24 protein-coding genes, 4 pseudogenes and 1 riboswitch are annotated in these 26463 nt (G+C 69.2%); of the genes and pseudogenes, 15 read left to right on the forward strand and 13 right to left on the reverse strand.

Features of this window, described 5'->3' with window-relative positions; translation table 11 throughout:
• Positions 1–78: 78 nt before the first annotated feature.
• From fxlA to ACFXOA_RS27820, 6 genes are all read right to left on the reverse strand, one after another.
• Positions 79–276 (reverse strand): FxLD family lanthipeptide, encoded by a 198-nt coding sequence (gene fxlA, locus ACFXOA_RS27795; RefSeq protein ID WP_047471421.1) that lies wholly within the window; start codon positions 274–276, stop codon positions 79–81.
• Between the two features lie 51 nt (positions 277–327).
• A complete protein-coding gene (gene fxlM / locus ACFXOA_RS27800) occupies positions 328–1566 on the reverse strand; it encodes a methyltransferase, FxLD system (protein ID WP_385034144.1) in 1239 nt (412 codons plus the stop codon).
• A gap of 205 nt (positions 1567–1771) precedes the next feature.
• Entirely contained in the window at positions 1772–2431 is a 660-nt protein-coding gene (locus ACFXOA_RS27805; protein ID WP_385034147.1) for a hypothetical protein, read from the reverse strand.
• Positions 2428–2628 (reverse strand): DUF5999 family protein, encoded by a 201-nt coding sequence (locus ACFXOA_RS27810; RefSeq protein WP_328902995.1) that lies wholly within the window; start codon positions 2626–2628, stop codon positions 2428–2430. Before ACFXOA_RS27810 ends, ACFXOA_RS27805 begins: the two co-directional genes overlap by 4 nt.
• Positions 2629–2702: 74 nt before the next feature.
• Entirely contained in the window at positions 2703–3122 is a 420-nt protein-coding gene (locus tag ACFXOA_RS27815; protein ID WP_385034150.1) for a DUF6415 family natural product biosynthesis protein, read from the reverse strand.
• Positions 3123–3212: 90 nt separating this feature from the next.
• Positions 3213–3608 carry an ATP-binding protein gene (locus ACFXOA_RS27820; RefSeq protein ID WP_385034153.1) on the reverse strand — a complete coding sequence of 132 codons (396 nt, stop codon included), beginning with the start codon at positions 3606–3608 and terminating at the stop codon, positions 3213–3215.
• Between the two features lie 253 nt (positions 3609–3861).
• On the opposite strand from ACFXOA_RS27820, the pseudogene ACFXOA_RS27825 reads away from it, so the two are divergent.
• The 11 genes and pseudogenes from ACFXOA_RS27825 to ACFXOA_RS27875 form a co-directional block, all read left to right on the forward strand.
• Positions 3862–4011, forward strand: a pseudogene (locus tag ACFXOA_RS27825) (helix-turn-helix domain-containing protein); the annotation flags it as partial.
• A 228-nt stretch (positions 4012–4239) separates the two neighbouring features.
• Positions 4240–5253, forward strand: a complete 1014-nt coding sequence (locus ACFXOA_RS27830; protein WP_385034250.1) for an XRE family transcriptional regulator — start codon at positions 4240–4242, stop codon at positions 5251–5253.
• Positions 5250–6137, forward strand: a complete 888-nt coding sequence (locus ACFXOA_RS27835; RefSeq protein ID WP_385034156.1) for an aminoglycoside phosphotransferase family protein — start codon at positions 5250–5252, stop codon at positions 6135–6137. Before ACFXOA_RS27830 ends, ACFXOA_RS27835 begins: the two co-directional genes overlap by 4 nt.
• Positions 6138–6513: 376 nt before the next feature.
• The gene (locus ACFXOA_RS27840) at positions 6514–7512 is read left to right on the forward strand and encodes a hypothetical protein (RefSeq protein WP_385034158.1); all 999 of its coding nucleotides are present in this window, start codon (positions 6514–6516) and stop codon (positions 7510–7512) included.
• Positions 7509–8126 carry a hypothetical protein gene (locus tag ACFXOA_RS27845; RefSeq protein ID WP_385034161.1) on the forward strand — a complete coding sequence of 206 codons (618 nt, stop codon included), beginning with the start codon at positions 7509–7511 and terminating at the stop codon, positions 8124–8126. The genes ACFXOA_RS27840 and ACFXOA_RS27845 overlap by 4 nt, the downstream gene beginning before the upstream one ends.
• Positions 8120–9397, forward strand: a complete 1278-nt coding sequence (locus ACFXOA_RS27850) for a HesA/MoeB/ThiF family protein (protein WP_385034164.1) — start codon at positions 8120–8122, stop codon at positions 9395–9397. The genes ACFXOA_RS27845 and ACFXOA_RS27850 overlap by 7 nt, the downstream gene beginning before the upstream one ends.
• On the forward strand, positions 9373–9879 hold the full coding sequence (locus ACFXOA_RS27855; protein ID WP_385034167.1) for a Mov34/MPN/PAD-1 family protein: 507 nt from the start codon (positions 9373–9375) through the stop codon (positions 9877–9879). The genes ACFXOA_RS27850 and ACFXOA_RS27855 overlap by 25 nt, the downstream gene beginning before the upstream one ends.
• Positions 9880–9944: 65 nt before the next feature.
• Positions 9945–11420 carry an SAVED domain-containing protein gene (locus ACFXOA_RS27860; protein WP_385034170.1) on the forward strand — a complete coding sequence of 492 codons (1476 nt, stop codon included), beginning with the start codon at positions 9945–9947 and terminating at the stop codon, positions 11418–11420.
• Positions 11421–11790: 370 nt separating this feature from the next.
• Positions 11791–12317: pseudogene (locus ACFXOA_RS27865) on the forward strand (transposase family protein); the annotation flags it as partial.
• A gap of 121 nt (positions 12318–12438) precedes the next feature.
• Positions 12439–12636 (forward strand): annotated as a pseudogene (locus ACFXOA_RS27870) (transposase); the annotation flags it as partial.
• Positions 12637–12661: 25 nt separating this feature from the next.
• Positions 12662–12850: pseudogene (locus ACFXOA_RS27875) on the forward strand (integrase core domain-containing protein); the annotation flags it as partial.
• Between the two features lie 127 nt (positions 12851–12977).
• On the opposite strand, the gene ACFXOA_RS27880 reads toward ACFXOA_RS27875, so the two are convergent.
• The 3 genes from ACFXOA_RS27880 to ACFXOA_RS27890 all read right to left on the reverse strand — a co-directional run bounded on the left by ACFXOA_RS27880 (position 12978) and on the right by ACFXOA_RS27890 (position 16104).
• Positions 12978–14114: a tyrosine-type recombinase/integrase gene (locus tag ACFXOA_RS27880; protein ID WP_385034172.1), complete on the reverse strand. Its 1137-nt coding sequence runs from the start codon at positions 14112–14114 to the stop codon at positions 12978–12980.
• Positions 14115–14758: 644 nt separating this feature from the next.
• Positions 14759–15151: a (2Fe-2S) ferredoxin domain-containing protein gene (locus ACFXOA_RS27885; protein WP_385034175.1), complete on the reverse strand. Its 393-nt coding sequence runs from the start codon at positions 15149–15151 to the stop codon at positions 14759–14761.
• Between the two features lie 61 nt (positions 15152–15212).
• Positions 15213–15338: riboswitch (cobalamin riboswitch) on the reverse strand.
• A gap of 100 nt (positions 15339–15438) precedes the next feature.
• Positions 15439–16104: a deoxynucleoside kinase gene (locus tag ACFXOA_RS27890; RefSeq protein WP_385034178.1), complete on the reverse strand. Its 666-nt coding sequence runs from the start codon at positions 16102–16104 to the stop codon at positions 15439–15441.
• Between the two features lie 469 nt (positions 16105–16573).
• On the opposite strand from ACFXOA_RS27890, the gene ACFXOA_RS27895 reads away from it, so the two are divergent.
• Complete coding sequence (locus ACFXOA_RS27895) at positions 16574–17794, forward strand: metallophosphoesterase (protein WP_385034180.1); 1221 nt, start codon at positions 16574–16576, stop codon at positions 17792–17794.
• Positions 17795–17845: 51 nt separating this feature from the next.
• Here the strand turns inward: ACFXOA_RS27895 and ACFXOA_RS27900 are convergent, their stop codons facing one another.
• The 3 genes from ACFXOA_RS27900 to ACFXOA_RS27910 all read right to left on the reverse strand — a co-directional run bounded on the left by ACFXOA_RS27900 (position 17846) and on the right by ACFXOA_RS27910 (position 20545).
• Entirely contained in the window at positions 17846–18469 is a 624-nt protein-coding gene (locus ACFXOA_RS27900) for a GPP34 family phosphoprotein (protein WP_385034183.1), read from the reverse strand.
• A 178-nt stretch (positions 18470–18647) separates the two neighbouring features.
• Complete coding sequence (locus ACFXOA_RS27905; RefSeq protein WP_385034186.1) at positions 18648–19916, reverse strand: MFS transporter; 1269 nt, start codon at positions 19914–19916, stop codon at positions 18648–18650.
• Positions 19917–19951: 35 nt separating this feature from the next.
• A complete protein-coding gene (locus tag ACFXOA_RS27910) occupies positions 19952–20545 on the reverse strand; it encodes an ArsR/SmtB family transcription factor (protein WP_385034189.1) in 594 nt (197 codons plus the stop codon).
• A gap of 267 nt (positions 20546–20812) precedes the next feature.
• Here ACFXOA_RS27910 and ACFXOA_RS27915 point away from each other — a divergent pair, with 267 nt between their 5' ends.
• Positions 20813–21694: an alpha/beta fold hydrolase gene (locus tag ACFXOA_RS27915; protein WP_385034192.1), complete on the forward strand. Its 882-nt coding sequence runs from the start codon at positions 20813–20815 to the stop codon at positions 21692–21694.
• A gap of 336 nt (positions 21695–22030) precedes the next feature.
• On the opposite strand, the gene ACFXOA_RS27920 is transcribed toward ACFXOA_RS27915, so the two are convergent.
• A complete protein-coding gene (locus ACFXOA_RS27920) occupies positions 22031–22882 on the reverse strand; it encodes a phosphotransferase enzyme family protein (RefSeq protein ID WP_385034252.1) in 852 nt (283 codons plus the stop codon).
• A 232-nt stretch (positions 22883–23114) separates the two neighbouring features.
• On the opposite strand from ACFXOA_RS27920, the gene ACFXOA_RS27925 reads away from it, so the two are divergent.
• Complete coding sequence (locus tag ACFXOA_RS27925) at positions 23115–23732, forward strand: TOPRIM nucleotidyl transferase/hydrolase domain-containing protein (protein WP_385034195.1); 618 nt, start codon at positions 23115–23117, stop codon at positions 23730–23732.
• Positions 23733–23954: 222 nt separating this feature from the next.
• Entirely contained in the window at positions 23955–26396 is a 2442-nt protein-coding gene (locus ACFXOA_RS27930; RefSeq protein WP_385034198.1) for a polysaccharide lyase 8 family protein, read from the forward strand.
• The last annotated feature ends 67 nt before the right edge of the window (positions 26397–26463 follow it).

Raw genomic sequence — 26463 nt, forward strand, 5'->3', positions numbered from 1 at the left:
GGGGCGGGGGGTGGGGTGGGGGCCCGGTGGGCGGGGCGAAGCGCTTCGCCCGGCCCACGGGTGCGGGGTGGGCCTGGATCAGGCCGGGTCCTCGGTGAAGGAGCCGCAGGCGGAGGCACCGGTCGCGCAGGTGGTGCCGCAGCCGTCGCCCGTCTGGCACATGAGGTGGCCGTAGGAGTGCTCGGCGATGACGACCTTCACGTCCAGGGGCGCGAAGTCGTCGTCCAGGTCCGCCGACGGCGTGACCGGGGGCGGGGCGAGAGTGGCGCTCGTCATGATGTGTGCCTTCTTCCTGTTGGGTGGTGCGGGATGACCTGGCCTTCGGGCTTACGCCGAGGGCCAGGAGAGCGAGATCCGGCTGTGCACCTTGTCGATGACCCGGTCGGCCGGGATCCGCTCATCAGGGGTACCGGCCGGATAAGCCCGGATGACCGGGCTGGGGCCGCCGCGCCGGTCGGCCTCCCAGTCGCGGAGCACGCCGGCGATCTTGTCGGCGAACTGCTCCGCGTGCGGGCCGAGGGCGTGCACCCCGTACTCCAGGTGCTTGTTGTCCGCGGTGCGGCGGGTGACGAGGTAGGCGAAGGTGTCGTCCTCGACGGCCGCGAGCGCGAACCGCTTGTTCACGGGGTCGACCACGCCCGTGTCCGCGTTCTCGTCGACGGCCATCGTGCAGAAGCCCGGCAGGCTGATCGCCATCGCCATCTGGAGGGTGTCGATGAGCTCCTGGATGCGGACGGTGACCCCGGTCCACAGTTCGTGGCGCGGGTACGTGACGGCGTTGTCCAGCCGGTGCGGGTCGACGGGCAGTCCGTCATCGAACTTGAGCCCGATCTCCGGGGTGCCGTTGACGAGGAGGAGTTCCTCCCGGTGGGCGGTGGAGCCCTGCATCGGGACGAAGCCGCAGATCCTCGCCGACTCGCTCTCCAGGTAGGGACCGTGCTCGCCCTTGACCTGGACGAAGGCGATCGAGCGGGTCAGGCCGCGCATCCGCAGCGGAACGACGAGCCGGCCGCCCTCCTTGAGCTGGGCGGTCCAGGCCGGGGAAACGTCCCAGGCCCCGGCGGTCACCATCACTACGTCGACCTCGCCGAGATCCGGGACGGGTTCGGCGGCGTCCGCGGTGACGACGTGCACCCGTCCGTAGCCGTGCTCGTCCAGGAGCCGGCGCGCACGACCGGTCACGACGGGGTCGATGTCCACGGTGACGACTTCACCGCCCTCACCGACGAGCTCGGCGAGGTAGGCCGCGTTCAGCCCGCCCGAGCCGATCTCCAGCACCCGCATCCCGGGCTCCACCCGGGCCTGCTCCAGCATCATGGCCTGGATCTGCGGCGCGGAGACGGAGCTGAGCTGCACACCGTGCTCGTCGGTCTTGGTGATCACGGCGGCGTACGTGTCGTACGCCTTGTCCAGCGGCGTGTCCGCGGGGGTGAACTCGTGCCGGGGCACCTTGCGCATCACCGCTTCGATCTCCGGAGAGGAGATGTTGCCGTCCGCGCACAGCTCGTCCACCACCTGGTTCCGCAGGCGGGTCGCCTCGTCGGGCTCGACGGTCGTGTTCGTCATGGACTTCCTTCGGTCGTTCGTGTTCAGGGGGTTGAACCGGTGGCGCGTGCCGGCGGGCCGGGAGGCTGTCGGCGCACACACTCTGTTCCGGGCTGGACCGCCGCAGTTCGGCGGTTTCGTGCTGGCCGGCGCACAAGGTCTCTGGCGCCGGTGGTGAGCCGCCCGGCGGTCCTGTCCGTACCGCTCAGGACCGCCGGGCGGCCGTCTAGGCGGCGGACACGAGATCGTCCAGATCGACGACCTCGTAGTCCCCGAGTTCGCGTATGAGTTGGCTCGCCAGGAACCAGCCCAGTTGGGGGTGCCCGTAGGCCATGGGTGTATCGTCGGCGGGTAGCGGTGCCAGGCCCGTAGCGGTGAGGTGGTACCGGGTGCCGATGACTCCCCACGGCGAGGTCGTCCGTGCGCGGAAGGCGACGTGCCCCTTCCGCAGGTGCGGGCAGAGCTCCACGGCCGACCTCAGGTGCTTCAGGCACACCGGCGGCTGGGCCGTCCTCACCGGTTCTCCGACACCGTGGGACGCGTCTTCCGCTCGCCCGGAGAGGAAGACGTATCCCTGGTCGGTCTCGGCCGGGCAGAAGCCGACCTGGCACCGGAGCTGCTCCATCGCCTCCCGCTGCCTGCTGGAGTTGACCAAGCGCCACTGCGGCCTGCCCGCCGGCCTCCCGGCGGTGTTCAGCGACTGGGAGCATCGCGCCCACAGTTCACCGCGCGGCCCACGGTCGGCAGCGGTCTCCTCCCGGTAGGCGAGCCGTACGGCGCCGAAGGCGTTCACGCTCAGCGCGAGTTCCGACTCCAACCCGCCGTATTCACCCTCTCGCTGGGTGATGTACGGGACGAGCCGAGGCGCGGCGCTGGTCCGCTTCATGCGGCTGCCCTCGCCAGGCCGACGGCCCGCAGCGGGGCGACGACCCGGCCGTCGGGGAGGAGTTCGCCGGTGTCCTCAAAGAGAAGCACGCCGTTGCACAGCAGGCTCCAGCCCTGCTCGGGCCGATGCGCGCGGAGCCGCGCGGCCTCCCTGTCGGGAGCCTCAGCCGTGGGGCACGGCGGGTTGTGCGCACACATGGTGCTCGTCCTCTCGGGTGGGATGTTGGGCCCTCTTCGGCTGGCCCGGTGCCGAACGGAGCTGGGGTTGTGCGTCACTCCGCCTCTTTGATGTAGCGGGCCTCGATCAACTCTTCGACGAGGTCGGAGGCGACGAAGGCCAGACGACGAGCGAGGCCGACGGCTTGTCGGTAGTCGGCCGGTGTCCGCTCTTCCCGCAGGGGGACCCCACGGGAAACGAGCCGGACCATCTCCACGGTGGGCGGGTACTGATCGTCCGCGAGGGCGATGTCGCTGAGCTGCTTCAGGTGGCCGCGGAGTCGGTCGACCAGGGCGCCGGTCGTCGCGACGGGCGGCGGCTGGTCGCCGATCGCCGTGTCGAGGTCGTCGAAGACCTCCTCCACATCGAACGGCTTCCAGTCCTTCATCCGTTCCAGGACGAACCGCAAGCACTCCGCGTCGAGCGGAGGTATCCACTGCGGGGTGCGGGACGCGTCGGCTGACGGAGGAACCACGTCGTCTCCGGAACAAGAACGGTGAGGGACATCGGAACTCCGTAAGTTGTTGGGTGGCCCGGGAGGGCCGCGTGCCGACCGCAGAGGGGGCTAGAAATGCTCGGTGGGTTCCGGGGTCCCCATGAAGACCCATACGTCCTTGCCCACGGGGGTGACGGATACGGACGTGTCGTCGGCCAGGGCGCGCAGCAGCATCAGGCCGCGTCCCTCTTCGGCCAAGAGGTCCGCAGAGGCGTGCACAGGCGGGCGAGGGTCCTGGTCGCGGACGACGGCGGTGACGCCGTCCGGCACCTTCTGGAGAAGCAGGCCGGCCATCCGGCACCCGCTGGCGTCCGCGGTGGTGTGCTGCAGGACGTTGGTGAGCAGCTCGTTGACCACGGTCAGCATGCGGAACGCGGTGCCGACGTCGATGCGCCACCAGCGCAGGTGCACCGCGACGATGTCCCGCACGGTTCCCAGGTCTTCCGCCCGGACATTGAAACTCATATCGAGCTGACCGTCCACACTCCTGGACATGGCCCGCGCAGGAGCATCACGCTCGCGGGTGTCGACGAGTAGTCCCATCGCTGCTGCCTCCGTTCTGCCAGAACCCCTTCGACAAGGGTCGGTTGCGGTGTGTACTGGAATGGAACCGATCAGCAACCATTTAGACAGAGCACACCGCGAACGAGCAGAGCCTGATGCCGAGAGGTGAAGAGTTCGGCATCAACGACGTCAGGGGCAGAACATGCCGCAGCCAATGAAGAAGCTCGACCCAGGGGCTTCTCCTCAAGAGTGGTTCGGGAACGAGCTGCGCGGACTGCGCCTGGAACAAGGGCTATCGGCCAAGGAGCTGGGCCGGTTAGTGCAGGTCAGCGACGACATGATCTTGGCGATCGAGAAGGGAAAGTACCCGAGCTGTCGTCGCGACGTGGCTCAGCGGCTCGATGACGTCCTCCGCACGGGAGGGCTCCTCGACCGGGCGTGGCCGATGGTCTTCGGCAACCGTGATGCCGATAAAAAGCAGGCTGATGCCGATAGGGCCTCCAGGCGCGGAGGGGAGAAACCGCTTCAGGAGCCGGCGGGCCGCATCCTGGGTAGCGACGAACCAACTCTTCGCTCTGGGAGCCATGAGTCCGTGATCCGACGCTCGTTCCTCCAGATCGGTGGCCTCGCCGCCATAGCCCCTCTCGACTTCACCGACGTCTTCGCACCCGCCGAACTGTCTCTCCCCGCACGCGTCAACCCGGCCCACATCGACCAGGTCCTGGCCGTGGCCACCGCCATCAGCGGCATGGACAACGAGCTGGGCGGCGGTGGCGTGGTGCGTGACGTGGCCGCACGCGCCATGCAGTGGTCAGCCGGCCTGCTGCAAGCCCAGTTCCCCGAGCACCTGCGAACCGACCTGTTCGCCGCCGTATCGCGACTCGGCATCGTGGTCGGTGCCTCCGCCTTCGACGCCTACCACCACAATGAGGCCACCCACACGTTCCGGTTCGCAGCGGACTGCGCGGAGGAGGCCGGCGACTGGCATCTGCGGGCCAAGACGTACTCCTTCCTCGCCCGGCAAGCTGTGTGGATCGGATCCCCCGACGACGGCCTCACCTACGCCGAGAAGGGGCTGGTGCGCTCCGACCGCCTGACGGCGACCGAGCAGGCGATGCTTCACACGGCAAGGGCCAGGGCCTTCGGGAAGATGGGCAACGTACGGGACACCATGGCCGCCGTCGGCGCCGCGGACGAAGCGTTCACCCGGGCCCGGCCCGCCGGAGAGCCGCCATGGATGGCCTACTACGACGAGGCACAGCACAACGGCGACACAGCACACGCCCTGTTCGACCTCGCCATCCTCGCCGGACAGGACCCGGGCCGGGCAGCACGCCGATTCCACACAGCGGTGAACGGACACACGGACGCCTACAAACGGTCCCGTGCGATCTCACGGACCAAGCTGGCCTCCCTGCTCATGGCCAAGGGTGACCCCCGCCAGGCCGCCGCGCTCGGCCACGAAGCCCTGAATGAGGTAGGCCGACTCACCTCCCGGCGAGCAGCCGACGACTTGCGGCAGCTCGGCGGTTTCGCCTCGAAGCATGGGACCGTCCAAGAGGCTTCGGCGCTCCGAGACCGGATCGCAGCTACGGTCACCGTATGAGTTCATCGGCAGCCGCACCTGCGCACCACGTCCTGAAGCAGGCATGTTCTGCGGTGGGGTTGAACGCCGACGGAGCAGAACCTCTACGGCTGGCCGAGAACCAGATATGGCGGCTGCCGGGCAGGCGGGTGATCGTACGGATATCACGGGCGGGCCAGAGCGACGCGGCGGCCCGCGAGGTCCGCGTTGCGCACTGGCTCGCTCAGGAGAACTTCGCGGCTGTTCGGCTGGTCGACGTGGAGCAGCCGGTCGAGATCGACGGCAGACCCGTGACCTTCTGGGTGGAACTGCCGCCTCAACAGCACGGATCCGTTGAGGACGTCGCTCAACTTCTCTCCCAACTACACTCCTTGCCTGCGCCGACGATCGATCTGGGGTACGTCGACCCCTTCGTCCGGGTCGACGAACGGCTGCACGCGGCCACCACGATTCCCGACGACGACAAGCAGTGGTTGCACGCTCTTCACCGCGACCTCATGGCGGCCTGGGCCGACCTGCCGGCCGGTCTCCCCGTTCGGGCCGTGCACGGCGACGCCTGGCCCGGCAACATCGTCCGCACGGCCGACGGAGTCCTGATGATGGACCTGGAGCGCTTTTCTGTCGGACCCCCGGAGTGGGACCTCGTCTCCACCGCCGTACGCGCGAAGACCACGGGCGCCATCACCATCCGCGAATACGACCGCTTCTGCGCGGCCTACGGGCATGACGTGACGGCGTGGGAGGGCTATCCCGTCCTCGCGCGCGCCCGCGAGCTGCGCATGGTGACGTACGCGGCACAGCACGCAGCCACTCACACGGAGTGGAAGAGCCAGGCGCAGCACCGAATCGACTGTCTCCGCGGTCGATCCGGCCCGCGGCCGTGGTCGTGGACGGGGATCCTCTGACCCCTGATTTACCCACGGGAATCTCCACCCAACTCAACTGCGAACGTCACGATCCCCGGGAGCATTCGCAGGCAGTCGACGGATCCGACGGCTCAAATCAGACGCACATCTCCCGCCAAGATCAGCTAGACCACTCCGCAGGACGCCATCAAGGGCGGCCTCTTCCTCGCCCGTGTGACTTTCCGTGTGATGGATATCCCGCACACCCCGAGGACGTCACCTCCCGCGAGAGCTTCTCCGCGGGGTGCTGTCAGTGGCGGCGTCTACGCTGGCTGACAGCTGCCCGATGCCTCCCGAACACGGACGAAGCCTGCCCCACCAGGCGGCCGAACTCGGTGTGGAATCAGGGCCAAACACGCAAGATCGAGGAGGCAGCATGCGGATCGACGAAGCGTTTGACGAGTTCCAGAGAAGTGTCAACGAGGACGTGGGCCAGACCCGGCTCGCCCGGGAACGGCGCGATCTGTTCAAGAGGGCGCTGATCAGCGAACCCGATGTCACCGAGGCGCTCGGCTCGGGTTCGCTCCGCCGCAGCACTCAGCTCAAGCCCATCAACGACGTCGACATCATCGCCGTCTATGACTCCGCCCAGCACCCCGACTGGGGCACTGCCGGTCTCAGCGCCGAGGACGCCCTGGACCACGCCCGTGGTCAGGTCAACCGGCTGCTGGGCAAGACCAACGGCAGCCACGGCAACGAAGTCTGGCGAGCGCTGCCAAGGAACCACGCGGTCAAGTGCTTCCTTGACGACCCCGACGACGAGAACGGTTTCACCGTCGACGTGATGCCAGCTCTCCGCCAGGCCGACGGCACCCTGCTCATCCCCGAGAAACTCGCCCAGAACTGGGTGCCCGCCGATCCCGAGCACCTGATCAACCTCGTGGCCGACCGCCAGCGAGACTGGGAGCACTTCCGCCCGCTGGTCCGCGTCCTGAAGCAGTGGCGCCACGGCGTCCCCGTCACGGGACGGATCAAGTCGCTCGTCATCGAAGTCCTCGCTCTCGACTGCATTCCATCATCCGGTAACCGGCCCAGCGCACTGTGCGCCTTCTTCACCGCCGCAGCAGCACGCGTGAACGAGGGCGTGAAGGACCCGGCCGAGCTGTGCGGTGAGATCCAACCCGGCCTCGACTACGACGGTCTGCAGGCCGCCCTTGCCGACGCCGCCGAGCTCGCCGACCGGGCGTGCGCGGCCGCCGCAGCTGGCGAGACGGATCAGGCCCTGCGACTGTGGCAGGAGATTCTGGGCGATTCCTTCCCCGCTCCCGCCACGCCGACCAAGCCCGCGAACCCGGTGACCGGGGCCCCGGCCCTGATCACCGGCACGCCCGCGCTCATCACTCCTCGGCCGATCAAAGACGCCCCCCAGGGATGACGACCGCCCCCGGCCCTCAGCGGTCCTCTCTGCCGGCCCCCCTCACGTGGTGGGCTTGTGAACCACACCGTTTCGAGCTGGACCAGCGCGAGATCACCACCGCCTTCCCCGACCTGGTCTACGACGGCGATGGTGCTGGGAGCTGGCACGGCACGCTGCCTCTGTGGCCGTTCAACCGGCCCCAGCCCGCACACCTCACGGAGTGGACAGGAAGCACAGGGCTCCATGTAGTGATGGCCTACGGGCAGGCTTATCCCATGGTGCCCCCTCAGATCTGGCCTCTCGACCCGGTTCCCGAGCCAGCCGAGTGGACGCAGTCTCGCTGGCATGTCAACGGTGACCGCACCCTGTGTCTCCTGCGCGCTGACGCACTGTGGACAGGCCGCGAGTCCGTCGTCGATCTCCTCCTGAAGGCCGCAGGGTGGAAAGTGGAGTACGCGCTGATGAAGCACGAGGCCATCACGCAGATGTCCGACTGCGGCATCGTCGAGGACGACCGCTTCGACCACCTCCTCACCCGGCCCCCCGCCGCTGGGCGCGCCCCCGCCAGCCTGACGGCCCCGCCTGACAGAGCACAGGACCACTCGGACGCCGGGGGTGAACCCTCGTGCTGATCCTTGTACCTCACCACGCCGCAGCGACCATCGGCCAGGCCGGCCCCTGGGGCGGGATGACGCTGCGCGGCAACCACGAGGACCTGGCCGTCATCCGGGGAGTCTCCACTCGCGACGGCGCGATCCTCCCCGTCAACACCTCGCCAGGCCAGAACCTGATCGCGGCCACCGGCGACGTACGCGCTTCCGGATACTGGTACCGCGTGGCACCTGTACTGCATGTCTACTGGCGCCAGCTGAGCGGTCGACTCGGTACAGGGATACCTCTGTCCGCATTCCAGAAGCACCTCACCAGCGGCTACAAGAGGCCCGGCCCCATCCCGTACCTCGCTCTGACCTACGCGCCCAACCTCACAGAGGCCTTTCCCGACCACGACGTGCCCAACATCGTCGCCTGGCGTGTCGGGCACGACGGCGCGTACCCCCTCAACTGTCTCGTCGAGCCATCGGCCACCGGCATCAGCCAGATCCAGGACCACTGGCCCGTCAAGGACCTCCAGACAGCACATGTCGTGCTCGTTGGCGCCGGCAGTATTGGATCCGCCACCGCGCACGCTCTCGCCGGCTACGGCATCGGACACCTCACCCTCGTCGACCCCGACCGGCTTTCCTGGCACAACCTCGTGCGCCACACCACCAGCCGCCGCCACGTCGGCCGCCCCAAGGCCACAGCTCTCGCCGAGGAACTCACCGAACTTCGCCCGGACACCACAGCCACCCCTTTGGTCCTCGACGTCGTCAACGAAGCCGACAGGGTCAGAACGCTGCTTCCCCAAAGCGACCTTGTTCTGTGCACAGCCGACGGCGTCGCCGCCCGCCGTGTCACCGGACACCTCGCACGCCGCGCAGGAATACCCGCTGTCATGGCCTGCGTCCTGCAGGACGGCGCCTTGGGCGAAGTCCTGCGGCTGAGGCCGTGGCCCCAACACGGATGCCTCACTTGCAGGCGCCAGGCACTCGCCGAGCACGGCGGCATCGACCCCGAACCCGCTCTCGACGCCGGATACGGCACGGGCACACGACACCGGCCGATGACCGCGGTCGGTCCCGACCTCCACCTCGTCGCCCATCTAGCAGCCAAAACCGCCATCGCCACGCTCCTGGAACGCCTCGGGCACCCCGACCAGCGGCTGCCCGGCGAACTCGGCCTCATCAGCCTGCGTCGGCAGCCCGACTGCGCACCACCCTTCGACCTCAACCGAACCGGCGAAACCCGATGGCTCCCCGCCACACCACCACGCCCCGGATGCCCCACCTGCGAAACCCCGTGACACCGCGCCCCGTCACCGCTGTGCACCTCACCCAGGAGGCCCTGCGCGTCATCACCGACGAACTTCGAACCGCCGACAGAAACAGGGAAACCGGAGGCATCCTGCTGGGACACCACGTCCACGACACGGTGACCGTCCAGCATGCCGGAACCCCCGGACCCGAAGCGATTCAAACCCCCACCTACTTCCTTCGCGACCTGGCCCACGCCCAGACCCTGGCCGACGAGGCATACGTCCAGGACCACAGCGTCTGGATCGGCGAATGGCACACCCACCCCACCAGCCGCCCCGTCCCCAGCCCTCGCGACGCAACTACCTACCACCAACTCCTCAACGACCCTGAACTTGCCTTCCACAGCTTCATCGCCGTCATCCTCGGCCCCCGCGCACCGCATCAGGACATGGCCGCCTGGACCTGCCACAACAACACGATCACCCAGGTCCCCGTGCACGACCTGCCGCATCAGCCGCGGCATCGGTAACGGCCGAACGACAGCGGCCCGATTCTCAGAGCAGCCTCCACACCCCTCGCTCCCGGAGAGTGACCATGAAACCCCTGCCCGCGCCGAGCCCCACCAGCGTCAGAATCACCGGCGACCACTACCAGTGGCTCATCGCCTGGACCGGCTGCCTCACTCTCCTGCGCGAAAACGCCATTCACACCGCCAACCCCGTCGTCTCCGTCGGCGTCGAAGCCGACGACGCAGGCAACCTCGACGACGTCGTCCTGCTACGCCGTACCCCGCCCCACACATACGCCCAGGTCAAATACACCGTCAGCAGCACCACACCCGTCAACGAGGACTACCTCACTAAACCGAGCCCCACCGGAGGCCCATCGATCCTGAAGAAGATCACCACGACATGGCGCACTCTCACCGCCGAAGGCACCGATGCCGACCTTGCGATCATCACCAATCGGGCCCCAGACCCCAACGACCCCCTCATCGCCGTGCGGGACGCCCGCACTCAGCTCCTCCTGCCCAAGGCGGCTCAAGGAACCGCACGCGCGGAAACCGGCAAGGCACGAACTCGCTGGGCCAAGAACGCCGGCCTGAGCGAGAGCGAACTCCACGATCTCCTCTCTCGGCTACGCTTCGACCTGTCCCGAGAACTACAGCACGTACACGAGCAGTTGCAGCTCCTGATGGCCGTCTGCGGTCTCCGCAACGACACCCACGCCGTCGACGAGGGCGCCAACTGGGTCGCCCAGCAGGTCCGCGACGGCCACCGCACCCTCACCCTCGACATGGTCAAGACAGCCGTAGAAAGTCTCGCCCTCAGGACGGGGCCCGCTTACGCGATCCTCTCGATCGCCACCCTCAAACCCGACCCGATCGCAGCCGAAGCCGACCACACCATCAACTGGATCGACCGGTTCGAAACCGACTCCGCATACACCAAACGCCGCCCGCTCGCACCAGCCACCTGGGCACAACTTCAGGACGACATCGAGGCAGCCCCCGCTCGCCTGCCCGGCCGCACCAACATCTCCGTGTCAGGAAGCCTCCGCCTCGCCCCCGCCTTCCTGACCGGCACGGCCTTCCGCATGGTCACCGGAGCAGACCTCGCCGTTCTCCAGCGCGGAGACCTATGGTCCACTCGGGACACCTACGACACCGAATGCGACCCCGCCGTCAAGGAATACGACATTGGCCAAGGCGAAGACCTCGCCGTCGGCATCAATGTCACGGTCAAAGAACAACACTTCAGCCAGGACGTCCTCGAATACCTCGAAGGACAGAACATCCCCGCATCCAGACTTCTCATCCTCACACCACCAGCCGGACCCAAGGACCGCTCGGTCCTCGATAGCCCAGCCGCCAACGCCCTCGCTGTCGGAGTCCGCGATGCCCTGCGCCGCCCCAGCCACGCAACTTCCCGGATCCACCTCTTCCTTGCCTGCCCCATGGGACTCGCTCTCCTCCTCGGCCACCGCTGGAACCGGCTGCGCCCCACCGTGGTGTACGAAGACGTCAGCACGGCACAGGTATATGAGCCAGCCTTCTTCATTCAAGCCTGACTGCACGATGGGGCAGCAAGGCGGCACCAGCCCCACTGCCGGACGCCCGGGTGTTGATCATCGGTAGTTACAGCAGTTCATGACGTCGTCGGGGCTCGGTGTCCTGGCAACTGTTCCTGCCTGATGGCTGGGACGGACCAAAGCCGCCGACAGTCGGGCCCGGTGCCGCGGCTCCGATCAATGGCATCACCGGTCGAAGTAGCAGCTCACGCTGGACATGCTCGACGAACTCGGGGCGGGCGGCCTGCGGCACACGGAGCCCTTTCCAACCTGACGGCGTGGCCTGGCGGTTGGCGGGCTGTACGAACCGACGAAGCTCCTGGTAGACGGGTTCACGACCAAGATCACCCGTGCCGACCAGGAGCTTCGTGTGCTTGTCTATCCATCGGCGATCGATCTGTCCAGTGCCCACCTGCGCCGCCTCGCGGGGCATCTCACGGTTCGCCGCCGCCAGATCGGCACCCGGTGGCGCCGTGTCACGCCGGGCCGTCAGGCTTTGCTGGTCCTGGCCCATCTGCGGTGCGGCGACACCTATGCCCAGCTCGCCGCCGGGTTCGGCATCGGGATCGCGACGGTCTACCGCTACGTCCGCGAGGCGATAGAGGTCCTGGCCGCGCTGGCTCCCAGCCTGGCCGAGGCGATGCGGACCGCGAGCCGCCTGGCCTTCGTGATCCTCGACGGGACGCTGCTGCCGATCGACCGGATCGCCGCCGACACCCGTACTACTCCGGCAAACACAAGCGGCACGGCATGAACGTCCAGGTCCTCACCGATCCCTTCGGGCGGCTGCTGTGGGCCTCGCCCGCGCTGCCCGGCTCAACCCATGACCTGACCGCCGCCCGCACCCACGGCATCGTCGACGCGCTCGCCGAAGCCGGCCTCAAGTGCTGGGCCGACAGTGATGATGGCTGATGGCGTCACCGACAGATCTGTCCCTTGGGCTGACGGGCCTTGACCCCTGATGTTGGACACACGAGACACTGGATCCTGAGGATCTGAGAACGGACATCTCGTGGTCATGAAGAACTATCCGCCGCAGTTCAAGGTGGACGCGGTCGCGCTGTACGAGTCGCGGCCGGAAGCGACGATCAGGTCGGTCGCAGCCGATCTGGGGATCAACCCGGAGACGCTGCGGAACTGGGTTCGGGCAGCCGGGGTGAGCCGTCCCCGGGGACGGCGGACGCAGGAACCACCAGCCCTGCCGCCGGCCCCGCTGGAGGCGGAGAACGTCCTTCAACGCGACCTTCAAACGCGAGACCCTGCAAGGACGAAAGAGCTGGTCGACCGAGCGCGAGGCCCGCCTCGACGCCTTCCGATGGCTCCACCGCTACAACACCCGACGCCGACACTCCCACCTCGGACAACGATCACCGATCACCTTCGAGAACGCCCTCCACCGCACACCAACTACGCTGGCGCAAGCCGCATAACCCGTGTTCAGGATTCGGGGTCAAGGCCCCTGAGTCTGGACTTTCAACCGCATGTTCGTGCCGGTCAGAGTCGTGTGGGAAGGTGTACCACCAGCAGACGATGAATCTGCTGTCAGCCGCAGTCCTTTCAGGCGGCTTCCCACAGACCGGCATCCAGGATGCGGGCGGCCTTGGTGATGCTGCCCGGCATCAGATGCCGGTACGTGCGATATGTCTCCTCGATCGACTTGTGGCCCATCCACTCGGCCACGTCCGTGATCGGAATGCCCCGGCCGAGGGCGTTGGACGCGAAGTAGTGTCGGAAGCCGTACATGCCGAGTCCGTCGACCGGAGGAAGGCTCGCGAAGAGGCTTCGAATCCGCCGACGCTCCATAGGTTCCGTGTAGTAGCCGCTGGGACCGCGCAGCAAGTAGCCCTCGCGCGTCGAGCCGTACTTCTTCTCGTGTCGCTCGATAGCCTCACGTACCGAGCGGGGCATCGGCACCTCGCGGAACTCCCCCGCCCTGCGGTGCTTTAGCTTGGCGGGGCGGTGCGTACTGGAATGGATCTGGTCGTGCACGCGGTACACGTCGTCGGCTACGCAGTTGTTGACGTTCACCGCTCGTGCTTCGCCGTTGCGGAGGCCGCATCCGGCCATCATGACGATCTCCAGTGCCAGGTCGTCACCCGCAGCATCGAGGGCTTTCCTCATATAGGCGAGAGTCGGGACTACGACCTTCTGCCGAACGTACTCCGGCTCCTGGACGCCCTTGACCGGGTCGTGCGCCATCGCGCCCTTGTCGAAGGAATCCCTGAGGATGGCCTTCAGGGTGCGGAAAATGTTGGCCTGGTTCCCGCGGCCGACACCATCAGCCTCCAACTCGACCAGGAAGCGCTCCACCACCATCGGCGTGACAGTGGCCATCTTTCGGGATCCGAGACGCGGGACTATATGAGCGTTGATGGAGCTGTTGACGTGCTCACCGGTCGAGTACTCCGTCAGCCTCCGCTGCCGCGTTCGCCACTCCTGCGCGTACTCGGCGACCGTCTTCTGACCAAGCTCGCGGCGAGCTTCCGCGATGGACGGCGCGGTGGTCCTCTTCTCCGCGTAGATGCGTGTCAGGCGCTCGATTGCGTCGTCCTGGGTGCGAAAGCCCGCCTCCTGGCGCTGCCTTCCCGTCGCGTCCCGGAAGCGGACAGCGTACGGATGAGGGCAGCGGGTCGGCTTCGCGCAGCCGCACTCCTTGAAGAACGAGCCCATACCGTGAGCGAGCCGACGAGCCATGAAACGAACCTTCCGAGGAACCGGGCATCTGCACCCAAGAACCGGGCGTGGCGGTCACCATGCCAGGGAATCACGGCCGCGCTTCGGGCAATGCTGACCGATTGCTGACCTAGGGAGCCCCGACATGCCGCTGACCTGCGCCGATACTCAAGCGCGAGATCTTGGACTTGAACATGGTGCGTATCATCAGGACACTCCCACAGTAGGCTCCCCGCCTGCGTTATTGCAGGTCAAGTGCTGTTTCCATACTTTACAACGATCCGCACGTCCGGGCAGCTGTCCCCAGGTGTTTCAGGACTCACGCTGACCGGTCGCCGACTCTGCTGACGCATCGTCGGGCACCGAGGATGCCTCGGCCCCGGCCGTCCACAGGCCTGCGGCTCGACGCTCCTCAGGGACCTGAGACGCCGCTCCCCCTGCCCTCGCGGTGACGCTTCTCGGTGTTGTCCGGGGCGTCCTCTCGATCTTCTGGGAGGGCGCCGCCGCTCCTCCGTGCCCGGGCGGCGTTCCCTCGTGGTTGCCGGGCCTCATCCCCGTCCCGGAACTCCGAGAGACCGGCCCGGGCACTTCGCGGCTTCGGCCGGAGGCGGACGACCAGGGCCCGCGGCACGGCGTACGGGAAGCAACACCCGGGCAAGCACCGGTCACAAGGCCGCAGTCCCCACCCGGCGCGGGGGATCGATCACGTAGAGGTCGAGGATCTCGGGACGGTCCGCGACACCAGGCCCGCCTGCCCGCACCCAGGCCGATATGTCCTCGGTGGCGTCCGGGTCGTTGACGAGGCCGAGCCAGACCGGCCGGGCCCCGGCAGCCCTTCCGGCGGCCGAGGGTTGTACGACGATGACGTTGGCCTGCTCGCAGACGTCCAGGCATCCGGAGATCCGTACCGGGGCGATCTCCCGCAACCGTGCGGTCTGCGCCGCATGGTCGCCCCGCACCTTGACCGTGCCGCAGCAGCAGTCGCGGCACACCACCACCCGGCACGGGACCGCCCGGTCCGCTGTCGTCACGTCCTCGTCGGCGAGCCGCTCAGGCATGCCTCATCCTTCCTCCGGCCGGGGAGTTCCGCCCCGGGCTGCTTCGAGGAGGCGACAGCGTGAGTCTCCTGGCTCTCGGGTCCTTGCTCGCCCCGGCCTTCCCAACCCCTGGCGGGGCAGTGGCTCGTCGGGATCCGCTCTCCGATCACAGTGGCGGTACCGCACCGGATTCACACCGGTTTCCTCTGGCCGCCGTCGCCCGTTTCCGCGGACCATCATGTCACCCGTGCCGCGGCGGCTGGGCCGGGGACGGTCCACGTCCCCCGGCTTCCGGCCGCCGGGAGGAATCAGCCGCGCCGTGACCGCGCCACGGCCAGGGCGTCCGCGACCTCTCGGACCACGCGCTCCGCGTCCTCGGGGCGGTTGACCACGTCGGTGTCGTTCATGTCGACCACCAGGACGTCACTGGCGGAGTAGTGCTCGCCGACCCAGTCGTCGTATCCCGACCACAGCTCTCGGTAGTACTCGACGAGGCTCCGGTCCTGCTCGAATGCGCGGCCTCGCAGCCCGATCCGGTGCAGCACCGTCTCGAAGTCCGCTCTGAGGTACACCATGAGATCAGGGGCCTTGCGGTACGGCAGGCCGTCGATCTCGCGCATCATCTCCGCCAGCAGCCCCTCGTAGATCCGCATCTCCAGGGAGCTGATCCTGCCGAGGTCGTGGTTGACCTTCGCGAAGTACCAGTCCTCGTAGATCGACCGGTCGAGGACGTTGTCGTTCTCCTTGTAGGCCTCCTTGATCGCGGCGAAACGCGTCTGCAGGAAGTAGAGCTGGAGAAGGAAGGGGTAGCGCCTCGCCTCTATCTCCTCGGGACCGGCCGTGTAGAAGAGGGGCAGGATCGGGTTGTCGTCCACGCTCTCGTAGAAGACCTTGCTCCCCAGTTCCTTGGCGATCAGCTCGGCCACGCTCGTCTTGCCGATCCCGATCATGCCGCCGACGCAGATCACTGCCATACCTCGCTTCTTTCCCAGAACAGTTCTCGGGGCGTGAATCCCACGGCCCTCTCGTGTCGGGCGACCGGACGGAAATCATATCGGCAGGTGGCAGCCGCCGAATCCACGCTTCCTTCCCCGGTCAGGGGCTGTGGACAGGCGTGTTCGGGCCTGTACGCACGGTTGGCCTCGCGACGGCGGCGGCCGGTCGACCGCACGGGCACCGCACAGCCGCTCCCGGGTCCGGCCCGTGACGAGCGGCCTGAACGGAACGAGGAAGTTCCGGCATCGGCGGAGCCAGGTCCTGTCGGCGTCGTGTCCGTGGACGGTCTCGGCCCACCTCTCCTTCCTGGTCCCGACGACGGAGCTGCCCGGCGTAGCGTGGAGCCGGGACATCAGGGGAAGCCGAGGCCCGCGCAGGGAGGGCCGTCGGGACAGCCCTGCCGGGACGGAGTGAGTGGCGGCCATCGGCCGCCCGAGGAGGCGAAGCGTGACCGACACCAGCGAGACCCGATCCACGGACGGTGCGGAGGGGCGGGCCGAACCGACCGTGCTTCACCGGGTGATGCGTTTCCTCCCCCTGGTCGCGCCGGTCCTGCTGTGGGCCCTGCCCTGCTGGGTCCTCCTGCACACCGGTCAGCGCTGGCCGGAACCCGTCGCGTGGGGCGGTACCGCACTGTTCGCCCTCGGTCTGGTCGGTATGCCGCTCGCGATGGCGCGCGGTCACGGCCGTCGCCAGCAGGACCGGGCGGCCGTGGTCGGTGACTCGCTTCTCGGCGCCGTCTGGGTCCTGTTCACCTGGTCCGTCCTGCTGGGAGCGCTGCTGCGCCTCGCGCTGTTCGCCGCCGGCGTGGGCGACGGGCAGACCCGGGCGCGCATCGTCACCTGGGCCGTTCTCGGCGTCAGCGCCGTGCTGCTCGCGTGGGGGTACGCGGAGGCCCGCCGTCTGCCGCGGGTGCGCCGCCTCGACGTACGGCTCCCGCGGCTGGGAGCCGGGCTGGACGGCACGCGGGTCGTCCTGATCACCGACACCCACTACGGACCGCTCGACCGGGCGGACTGGTCGGCCCGGGTCTGCGAGACGGTCAACACGCTTGAGGCGGATCTGGTCTGCCACACCGGCGACATCGCGGACGGCACGGCCGAGCGCCGCCGTGCCCAGGCGGCCCCTCTCGGCACCGTGCAGGCGACCCGGGCCCGTGTCTACGTGACGGGCAACCACGAGTACTACAGCGAGGCCCAGGGCTGGGTGGACCTGATGGACGAGCTGGGCTGGGAGCCGCTGCGCAACCGTCATGTGCTGCTCGAACGCGGGGGTGACACCCTCGTGGTGGCCGGTGTGGACGATGTCACCGCCGAGTCCTCCGGTCTGGCCGGCCACCGTGCCCACCTCGCCGGCGCCCTGGAGGGAGCCGACCCCGACCTGCCGGTCCTGCTCCTCGCCCACCAGCCCAAGTTCGTCGACCGTGCGGCGGCCGGCGGTGTCGACCTCCAGCTGTCGGGCCACACCCACGGCGGGCAGATCTGGCCGTTCCACCACCTGGTCAAGCTGGATCAGCCCGCCCTCGCCGGCCTGAGCCGCCACGGCGAGCGCACCCTTCTCTACACCAGCCGTGGGACGGGTTTCTGGGGCCCGCCGTTCCGCGTCTTCGCGCCCAGCGAGATCACCCTGCTCGTGCTCCGCTCGCCGGAGCGGTCCACGTCGCCGTGACAGAGGTGCCCGGGCGACCGGGCGGCCTGCGGCAGGGGCCTTCCGTACGGATCAGTACCCGCGCCAGATGTTGTCGAAGGCGGCCCCCTCGATGGACCTGCGCTGCCGTTCGGCCGCCAGCTCGGTGATGGCCTGGTGGACTGCGGTCAGCACGACGGCGTGGTCGTCGGCGAGACCGGTGAGCGTCGTCTCCGGGACCTCTCCGATACCGGCCGCGGCCGCGAGCGCGGTGAGCAGGGGGTCGCCCGTGTCCTGGCGCTCCCGCGCCCTCGCGACCGTGGAGGCGTCGGCCGTCGGCGAGTCGGCCTGAGCCGGCACGGCGGCGGCCCGGCGGAAGGGGCGCGGGCGGGAGCGCTCGGGCGTGACGAGCCCAGCGGATTCGAGGGCGGCGCGGTACCGTGCGGCCAGCTCTGACCCCCGTCGCCACAGCCAGTCCTCGACCGTGTCGTAGGGCGGCTCGGGGGTGATGGCCGATCCGGCCTCCCCGAGCAGGGCGTCGTCGGTGCGCGGTTCGGCGCGGGGCACGATGCGGTCCTCGTCGAGGCCGGCGACTCCCGCGTCGAGGAGGTCGACCAGCTCGGCTCCCGCCAGGGCGAGCGACAGGTCGCCACGTTCGACACCGCTGTCTGCGTCCGGGACGAACGCGAGGATCGACAGGTCCTGGGCTGTGGTCATGCGGGACTCCCATTGACGGTGGGCAGGGCAGGGGTTCGGGACCGAGGCGGCGTACGCGGATGATTATCTCCGCCCGCGGCGCGGCCACACACCGCCCGCCGAAGACCGGAGTGCGCCGGACGGCGGACACGGCGCGGTTCCGCAGGCGGAGCTGACGCGACCTCAGCTGATGCGCTCCTCATGTCCTGGGGAGTTCGGCGCTTCGCACCGGGCCGGAGAACAGGGCGAGTGCCACTCCGAGAGCGGCGAAGGCACCGCACCCCAGGAAGACAGGGGCGGCGCCCCAGGCTCCGATGGCGGTGCCGACCAGCGGATAGGTGAGCGGGGCGATGCCGACCATGGTGAACATGATCACGGAGGTGACACGGCCGAGGTAGGCGGGGTCCGCCGCGGTCTGGATCAGGCTGTGGTTCAGGCTGCCGAAGACACCCGCGTTGAGTCCGATGAGCACGGCGATCGCGACAGCGGCCCACAACACAGGTACGAGGGCGATGGTGGCGGCCCCCAGGCAACCGGCCAGGAGCGTCCCCGCGAGTGTCAGACCGGCACGTGGCAGCCATCCGACGACTGCCAGCAGTGCGGCTCCGGCGGCGGCTCCCGCCCCGAATCCGCCGATGATCCAGCCGTAGCCCGAAGGGCCCCAACCGCGTTCGGCGTTGAGGAGCACCATGCCGACGTTGAGGGTGCCGGTGAGTCCGGTCTCGAAGACGGCACCGGCTGCGGCCAGTGGGCCGATGAGGCGGTGCCGGCGTATGTAACGCAGACCGTCGAGCAGTTCCTCGCGCGCCCTGCCGGCGCCGGGACGCTCCCGGTCCACGGTGGCACCGGTCCCGGAGGGACGCATCCGTACGGCAGCCAGCAGAGGCAGGGAGAGCGCGATGAGCAGTCCGGCGGCGGCGAAGGTGGCCGCCGGGCCGCCGAGTCCCATCGACACGCCACCGATCGGCGGGCCGGCGATCTGACTGAGGCGCATGGCCAGGGAGCGCATGCCGGTGACCCGGGTCAGCTGGTCGGGCGTGGTGATCCGCGGTGGGAGTGCTCCTACCGCGGGGACGAACAGGGCGTCGACGACTCCGAAGACGAGAGCCACCGCGACCAGGATCCACAGGGTGGGTGACGTGATCGCGATGCCGGCCGCCGCGGTCAGGACGAGCAGGCAGCGCACTGCGTCGCTGCCGAGGATCAGCCGGCGCGGGTCGAACCGGTCGGCGGCCACGCCTCCGGCGAGCATCAGTAACGCCCGCGGCAGCGCACCCGCGGCCATGACGAATCCGACCTGGGTGGCGTCGCCGCTCTTCTGGGCGGCCCAGCCGAGGGCGACGAAGTACACACCGTCACCGACGAGGGAAACGGTGTAGGCCGCAAGCCAGCGCAGCACGTTGCCGTCGCGGTGGGCGGGCGTGGTGGATGCCACCGGTATGGCTGTGTGCGTGTCCTCGGCGGTCATGGGGTCTCCGTTCCGGGCAGGGTCGGCCGCCCTCGTCAGGGCCGGAAGGGGAAGCCGTAGAGGTGAACGGCCACGTGTTCGCGGCCTGCGGTGTCCCCTGATGCCTTCGCGGCGGCCACCCTCTCCCGCCAGCGCCGGGAGAGGGCCTGGAGTTCCTCCTCCATCTCGGCGAGTTCCGCCGGCGTCATGTCGAGCAGCCACTCGGAGCTGAAGGCCGCGTCGGTCCAGGTCCGGCCCCAGGCCGACCTGTCGTCGAGGTACGTGCGGAGCTGGGTGATGCGGGTGTCGAAGATGCTGCGGGCCACCGCGCCCACGGCTGCGGCCCCCTCCGGCGAACCCTCGAAATCGGACTCACGAAATCCCCAGCCCTCCTCGGACGAGACCTGCCACCAGCGCTCCCGGCCGTCTTCCCCCCGGTCGTCCGCCTCGGTGACGAAACCGTGGTCGGCCAGTCTCCTCAGGTGGTAACTGGCCAGGGACGGGGTCTTCCCGAGGCGTTCGGCCAGTTGGGACGCGGTGGCCGACCCGGAGGCGTACAGCAGCCTGTAGAGCTGTATGCGCAGCGGGTTCATGAACGCCCTCAGGCGTTCCACGTCGGTTATCCGATCCGGATGGTGCTTCTCAGGCATGCACTCAACGTAATCATGAAGGGAAATTTTCGCAATATCCCCTTCATGGTTTGGCCGGATCCTGAGCGTCACACCCCTGGCCCCGGGCGGCCCGGCCTCACGCCCCTGACGGAGGCGCGGACTGCCGGGCGCGGACTGCCGGGCGCGGACCGCCGGGCACGGACCGCCGGGCACGGACCGCCGGGCGCGGACCGCCGGGCATGAGAACGCGCACGTCAAGGGCCAAATACGGGTGCGCCGAAGGGCGGGCCGTGACACCCTCCACACATGCCGATCACCGCCGTGTCACCCGATGTGTCCATCGCCTACCAGACATTCGGGGACGACGGTGACCCGCCGGTCCTGCTCGTCACGGGCTTCGGTGCGCAGATGCTCGCCTGGCACGAGGACTTCTGCCGGGCACTCGCGGACCGCGGCCGTTATGTGATCCGCTACGACAACCGTGACTGCGGCCTGTCCACCGGATTCGACGACCACCCCGTGGATACGGGTGAGTTCATCGCCGCCGTGAGCTCGGGTGACCTCGCCTCGGCCCTCGCGATGGTTCCCTACCGTCTCGTCGACATGGCCGAGGACGGCCTGGGTCTGCTCACGGCACTCGGTATCGAACGCGCCCACGTGGTCGGCACCTCGATGGGTGGGATGATCGCGCAGACCATGGCCGTCCACTCCCCCGATCGTGTGCTGTCCCTGACCTCGATGATGTCCTCGACCGGGGAGGGTGAGTACGGGCGGTCGAGCCCGGAGGCCCAGGCCGCGCTCTTCGCCCCGAAGCCGGCGGACCGTGAGGGGTACGTCGCCGCCGCGGAGAGGGAACTGATCTGGTCGTCGAAGCGGTACGGCGACACGGAGGCCCTGCGGGAACTCGCCGCCGAGAGCTACGACCGCGCCTACCGCCCCGCCGGAATCGGCCGGCAGCTCGGCGCGATGATCCTCAGTGGGTCACGCGCGGACGCGCTCCGTGAACTCCGGGTGCCGACGCTGGTGATCCACGGCCTGGACGACACGCTCATCGACCCCAGCGGCGGGAGGCGCACGGCCGAGCTCGTCCCGGGCGCCGAGCTCCTGCTGGTCCCCGACATGGGCCACGACCGGCCGCGCGAGCTGTGGCCGGTCCTGCTCGACGCGCTGGTGGCTCATACCGGATGACCGGCAGGCACCGGCCAGGGCCGGGTGACCTCGCCTTCCGCCGACGGGACCGCGAGCTGGGCTCGTAGGGCCGAGGTACCCGAGCGCATACGCGTCCACGCCGACCTGTGTCCGCCGGAGTTCCTTCGATACCCCGACGGCGTGGAGTGAGCCGAGCCGGACCGGCTGGACGTACCACCGCAGCCGTCATCCACCCCGTGAAGCGCGCTGCGGGTGATCTCGCCGCCGGGAGGCCGGCCTGCTCGTGGCACGGCGATGCCCGGGAGCGCATCAGCTCCCGGCCGGGCCGCCGCCGGGGAGACGGGCCGGCTGAGCCGCGGCCCACCGCGGAGACGGTCAGCGCGGGAGGCCGAAGCCGTGGCGCTCGTGCTCCGCACGCACCCGGCGCAGCCACCGGATGCCGAGGCGGCGGCCGTCCGGGAATCTGTCGTCCCGGTCCCAGCGCCATGTGGTGATCATCGCCAGTACGAGGGCGCGGCAGGCACGCAGCACGTCCGGATCGGCCTCCGGGCAGTGTTCTCCCACGTCGGCAGGGGTGTGGGCGATGTCGAACTCGACCGGTCCACGGCAGCATGTCTCGAAGTCGATGAAAAGAGGGCCGTGTTCCGTGTCGAGCACATTGCCCGGGTGGGGCTCACCGTGCAGCAACTGCTCGGCGCCGCCGCGCTCGGCGACCAGCCGGCTCGCCCCGAGCAACACCTCGTCGAGAAGCCGGCGGTCCGGGCCGGTGAGCGCCGGGGTGCGGTCCCGGTCGGCCAGGAGACGCCGTGCCCGCTCGACCCTGTCGCTGAAATGCGGCACCGGGACATCGAGGGTGCGCATGCCGGTGTGCAGCCGCCCGAGCGCCCGGGCGTAGTCGGCGGAGGGGAGCTGTCGCGGTGTCATGGAGTCGTAGTAGGTCCACAGCGTGACGACGAATCCGTCACGCTCGAGAACGCGTGGCCCCACGCGGGGGTCGGGCAGCGCAACCGGCGCGCCGGTTCGGGCGAGTCGGCGGGCGACATCGACCTCGAAGTGGGCGACGTGGTCCGACTCGGGGGCGACCCGGGCGAGGACGTCACAGGGCAGCAGACGCAGGGTGAGCTTGTTCGAGTCCTGGAGGACGGTCGTGTCCTTGACGGGCAGGCCCAGTGAGGTGGCGGCCGCCACAGCCGCGGCAGCCGCACGCGATCGGTCCGGATCCTGCATCGTTCTCACCTGCCGCCTCTCCTGGACCTCATGGGCTCGCTCGTGTCACCGGTCGCCGGTCACCCGTAGCCCGTAGCCCGTAGCCCGTAGCCGGCGGACAACCGCGCACGTTAGCCCCGGGACGCGGCTGGCGGCCACCGGATATGAGGGGTCGCCGGCCCTCGGTGCCCGTGTGCCGGCACCGTTGAGCTGTTCCATGGCTTTGCGGCTCGAAACCGGGGAGACTCGACCTGTGACCGACATGCGTATCTTCCGGCAGGCGGTCGGCTCGTGGGCGGCCGGAGGCCCGGGTGACGACCCGCTCGAGCTGGCGGCGCGGCTGCCGGTACACACGGTGGTCCTGGTCGAAGGGCCGAGTGATGTGGCCGCCGTCGAGGCCGTGGCCGCGGCATGTGGCCGGGATCTGGCAGCCGAAGGGATCTGCGTGCTGTCGATGGACGGTGCGATGAACATCGGCCGCTACGCCCGGCTCCTCGGGCCCCCCGGTCTGGGGCTCGGTCTGGCCGGCCTCTGCGACGAGCGCGAACAGGACTGGTTCACCCGTGGCCTGGAACGGGCGGGCGTGCGGTCCCGCGGGTTCTTCGTCTGCTCGGCGGATCTGGAGGACGAACTGATCCGAGCGCTGGGGGTGGCGCGGGTCAGGGAACTCGTCGAGCGGGAGGGCGAACTGCGCCCCCTGCAGACCTTCCTCGGCCAGCCCGCGCAACGGGAGCGCTCGCCGGAGGATCAGTTGCGGCGATTCCTCGGCACCAGGAAGGGGCGCAAGATCCGGTACGGCCACGTCCTGGGTGAAGCGCTCGGGGCGGACCGGGTTCCCGCACCACTCGCCGGGCTGCTGGCCTCTCTCTGAGCCGTCCCGCCCCGGTGCCCGTACGAGACGCGGAGCGGGGGCCGTGGGCACGGGCAGGAGCGTGTGCCGCTTCTGGTCACTTGGCCACGGAAGCCATCATCCGTTGTCCGTTCGGATTGATCATGCTAGAAACATGTTCGTTCTTGAGCGTTCATGTCGCTCTCGCGTACGACCGCATGCTCGAGGACCCCACCCTCGGATCGTCCGGGCACCGGAGGCACCATGCCGTCCTCACTCTCCCGTCGCACGTTCGTGCAGATCACAGGTGCCGCCGCGTCAGGTCTCGCCGGCGTGGGCAGCGCCCCTGCCCTCGCTGCCGGAGCCCCGTCCGCCGGATCCCCCTTCGACTCGCTCCGCGAGACCTGGCGGGCGCTTCTTCTGGGTGAGGACTTCAGGCCGACGGCCGAGCCCTTCAGAAGCAGACTCGCCGCCCTGGGAGCGCAGGCGTCCGCCTACGCGGACCTGATGGACCCGTCGGACGGCTCCCTCTTCCCCGACGCCGTCTGGGCGGATCCGGGTCCCGGCCCGGGCACCGATTCGTTCGCCCGCTCCGCCATGGTCCGGAGCAGCTTCCAGCGGCTGTACGCCATGGCGGAGGCCTGGTCGCAGCCGGGCACCGGCCTGACCGGCAGCCCCGCTCTCGCGGAGAAGATCGTGGCCGGCCTGGATCACATGTGCGCCCGGGTCTACCACGAGGGACAGTCCCCGTACGGCAACTGGTACGACTGGCAGATCGGCGGCCCGCAGGCCCTGCTGGACACCGCCCTGCTCATGCGCGGCCGGCTCACCGCGGACCGCACGGCCGCCTACTGCCGTGCCGTCGACGCGTTCGTCCCCGACAGTGTGGTGGCTTCCTACACCGGCACGTCCACGGGCGCCAACCGCGTCGATCTCTGCCGGGTCCTGGCGATCCGGGGCACCCTCGGTGAGGACTCCGGCAGGATCGAGCTCGCCTCGAGAGCGCTCGCCCCGGTCTTCCCCCATGTCACCGGCGGCGACGGCTTGTACGCCGACGGCTCGGTGATCCAGCACACCCGCGTGCCCTACACGGGGTCCTACGGGGCCGTCCTGCTGGACGGGTTGAGCAAGCTGTTCGCCCTCCTCGGCGGTTCGGCCTGGGAGGTGACCGACAGCGGCCGCCAGAACGTCTTCGACGCGGTCGAGGCGGCCTACGCGCCGTTCCTGCACAACGGGCTGCTCATGGACGGCGTGTCCGGCCGGGCCATCGCCCGAGGCCTGCCCCCGGGGCCGCCCGGTGGACAGAACGACGACCAGTTGCGCGGACATGTCGTCATGGCGTCCGTCGTCGCCCTGGGCAAGGCCGCGAGCACGCAGGAGAACCGGCGCTGGCGGGGTCTGGTGCGCGGGTGGATCCAACGCGGCACGTACCGCCCACCGGTCACCGACCCCATGCTCTCGGTGGCGAGACTCGCGCTGCTCAACTCCGTCCTGGACGACGACACCGCCACGCCGACCGCACAGCCGGAGGGCAGCCTGATCTTCCCCGCGATGGACCGCGCGGTCCACCGCCGGGACGACTGGGTGGCCTCGGTCTCGATGGCGTCGCGCCGGATCACCTACTACGAGAACGGCAACGGGGAGAACCTCCGGGGCTGGAACACGGGATCGGGAATGCTCTACTGGTGGGGCGGTGACTACGCCGCCGACCAGTACTCCGACCGTTTCTGGCCCACGGTCGACCCCTACCGCCTGCCGGGTACCACCGCGTCGGCGAAGCGTCTGACGGACGGCGAGGGCGGGGCATGGGGCGCGCCATTCCCCGAGGTGGACTTCGTCGGCGGGGTGAGCGACGGGACCTACTCCATGCTCGGCCAGCAGTTGGAAGGGCTGTCCTCCAGCATGCGGGCCCGGAAGTCGTGGTTCCTCGGGGACGACTCCGTCATCTGCCTGGGATCCGGCATCAGTTCCACCGACGGAGCCGCCGTCGAGACCGTCGTGGAGAACAGGCACCTCGGGGTGGAGGGCACCAACGTTCTCACGGTCGACGGTCACCGGCAGCCGTCCGGATTCCCCTGGGCCGCCGAGTTCGCGCACGCGGGCTGGGCGCACATCGCCGGGCACGGAGGGTACGTCTTTCCCGAACGCGGCCCTCTGCGCGCACTGCGGGAGGAGCGGGCCGGTGCCTGGCGCGACATCAACAGCGCTTCGGGCTCGCCGGTCTCCTTCTCCAGCCGTTACACCACTCTCCTCTTCGACCACGGCACCGATCCGGTGGAGGAGGGCTACGCCTACGTCCTGCTGCCGGGCGCCTCGATCCCCTTCACCGCCCTGCGGGCGGGAGCGCTCGGGCGCTTGCTGACCACGTACACGCGCGGCCCGGACGTGCACGGCGTCAGGGTCCCCGGGCTCGGTGTCACCGCGGCCAACTTCTGGGCTGCGGGCGGCTTCGGGCGGCTGTGGGCGAGCGCCCCGGTCTCGGTGCTGATCAGGGAACGCCGTGACGGCACGGCGGCGGTGTGCGTGAGCGACCCGACAAGGCTGGGGGACGAGGTACGGATCCGCTGGGAACGCCCGGTCCGCTCCGTCGTCTCCAGGCCGGCGTCCGTGACACGGGTCTCCACCGGCCCGGCGCTGGAGCTCGGCCTCGGCGGCCTCTCCGCGACGGCCGGCCGTACCCAGACGACCGTGGTGCGGCTCCTGTAGTGCCGGACATCCTGTCCCCTTGTCGCCTCACGGCCCGCGCCCGGGCCGACGTCCCGCATCCCCGGCA

This window comes from Streptomyces sp. NPDC059166, assembly GCF_042755185.1.
Taxonomy (GTDB): Bacteria; Actinomycetota; Actinomycetes; order Streptomycetales; family Streptomycetaceae; genus Streptomyces.

Bases quoted from the DNA above. Each gene is read 5' to 3' on its own strand.
- ACFXOA_RS27885 (WP_385034175.1), bottom strand. From the start codon at position 15,151: ATGCCTGAGCGGCTCGCCGACGAGGACGTGACGACAGCGGACCGGGCG.
- ACFXOA_RS27805 (WP_385034147.1), bottom strand. From the start codon at position 2,431: ATGAAGCGGACCAGCGCCGCGCCTCGGCTCGTCCCGTACATCACCCAG.
- ACFXOA_RS27890 (WP_385034178.1), bottom strand. From the start codon at position 16,104: ATGGCAGTGATCTGCGTCGGCGGCATGATCGGGATCGGCAAGACGAGC.
- ACFXOA_RS27855 (WP_385034167.1), top strand. From the start codon at position 9,373: ATGCCCCACCTGCGAAACCCCGTGACACCGCGCCCCGTCACCGCTGTG.
- fxlA (WP_047471421.1), bottom strand. From the start codon at position 276: ATGACGAGCGCCACTCTCGCCCCGCCCCCGGTCACGCCGTCGGCGGAC.
- ACFXOA_RS27930 (WP_385034198.1), top strand. From the start codon at position 23,955: ATGCCGTCCTCACTCTCCCGTCGCACGTTCGTGCAGATCACAGGTGCC.
- ACFXOA_RS27910 (WP_385034189.1), bottom strand. From the start codon at position 20,545: ATGCCTGAGAAGCACCATCCGGATCGGATAACCGACGTGGAACGCCTG.
- ACFXOA_RS27840 (WP_385034158.1), top strand. From the start codon at position 6,514: ATGCGGATCGACGAAGCGTTTGACGAGTTCCAGAGAAGTGTCAACGAG.
- ACFXOA_RS27900 (WP_385034183.1), bottom strand. From the start codon at position 18,469: ATGACCACAGCCCAGGACCTGTCGATCCTCGCGTTCGTCCCGGACGCA.
- ACFXOA_RS27920 (WP_385034252.1), bottom strand. From the start codon at position 22,882: ATGCAGGATCCGGACCGATCGCGTGCGGCTGCCGCGGCTGTGGCGGCC.
- ACFXOA_RS27880 (WP_385034172.1), bottom strand. From the start codon at position 14,114: ATGGCTCGTCGGCTCGCTCACGGTATGGGCTCGTTCTTCAAGGAGTGC.
- ACFXOA_RS27820 (WP_385034153.1), bottom strand. From the start codon at position 3,608: ATGAGTTTCAATGTCCGGGCGGAAGACCTGGGAACCGTGCGGGACATC.
- ACFXOA_RS27905 (WP_385034186.1), bottom strand. From the start codon at position 19,916: ATGACCGCCGAGGACACGCACACAGCCATACCGGTGGCATCCACCACG.
- ACFXOA_RS27915 (WP_385034192.1), top strand. From the start codon at position 20,813: ATGCCGATCACCGCCGTGTCACCCGATGTGTCCATCGCCTACCAGACA.
- fxlM (WP_385034144.1), bottom strand. From the start codon at position 1,566: ATGACGAACACGACCGTCGAGCCCGACGAGGCGACCCGCCTGCGGAAC.
- ACFXOA_RS27845 (WP_385034161.1), top strand. From the start codon at position 7,509: ATGACGACCGCCCCCGGCCCTCAGCGGTCCTCTCTGCCGGCCCCCCTC.
- ACFXOA_RS27860 (WP_385034170.1), top strand. From the start codon at position 9,945: ATGAAACCCCTGCCCGCGCCGAGCCCCACCAGCGTCAGAATCACCGGC.
- ACFXOA_RS27835 (WP_385034156.1), top strand. From the start codon at position 5,250: ATGAGTTCATCGGCAGCCGCACCTGCGCACCACGTCCTGAAGCAGGCA.
- ACFXOA_RS27810 (WP_328902995.1), bottom strand. From the start codon at position 2,628: ATGTGTGCGCACAACCCGCCGTGCCCCACGGCTGAGGCTCCCGACAGG.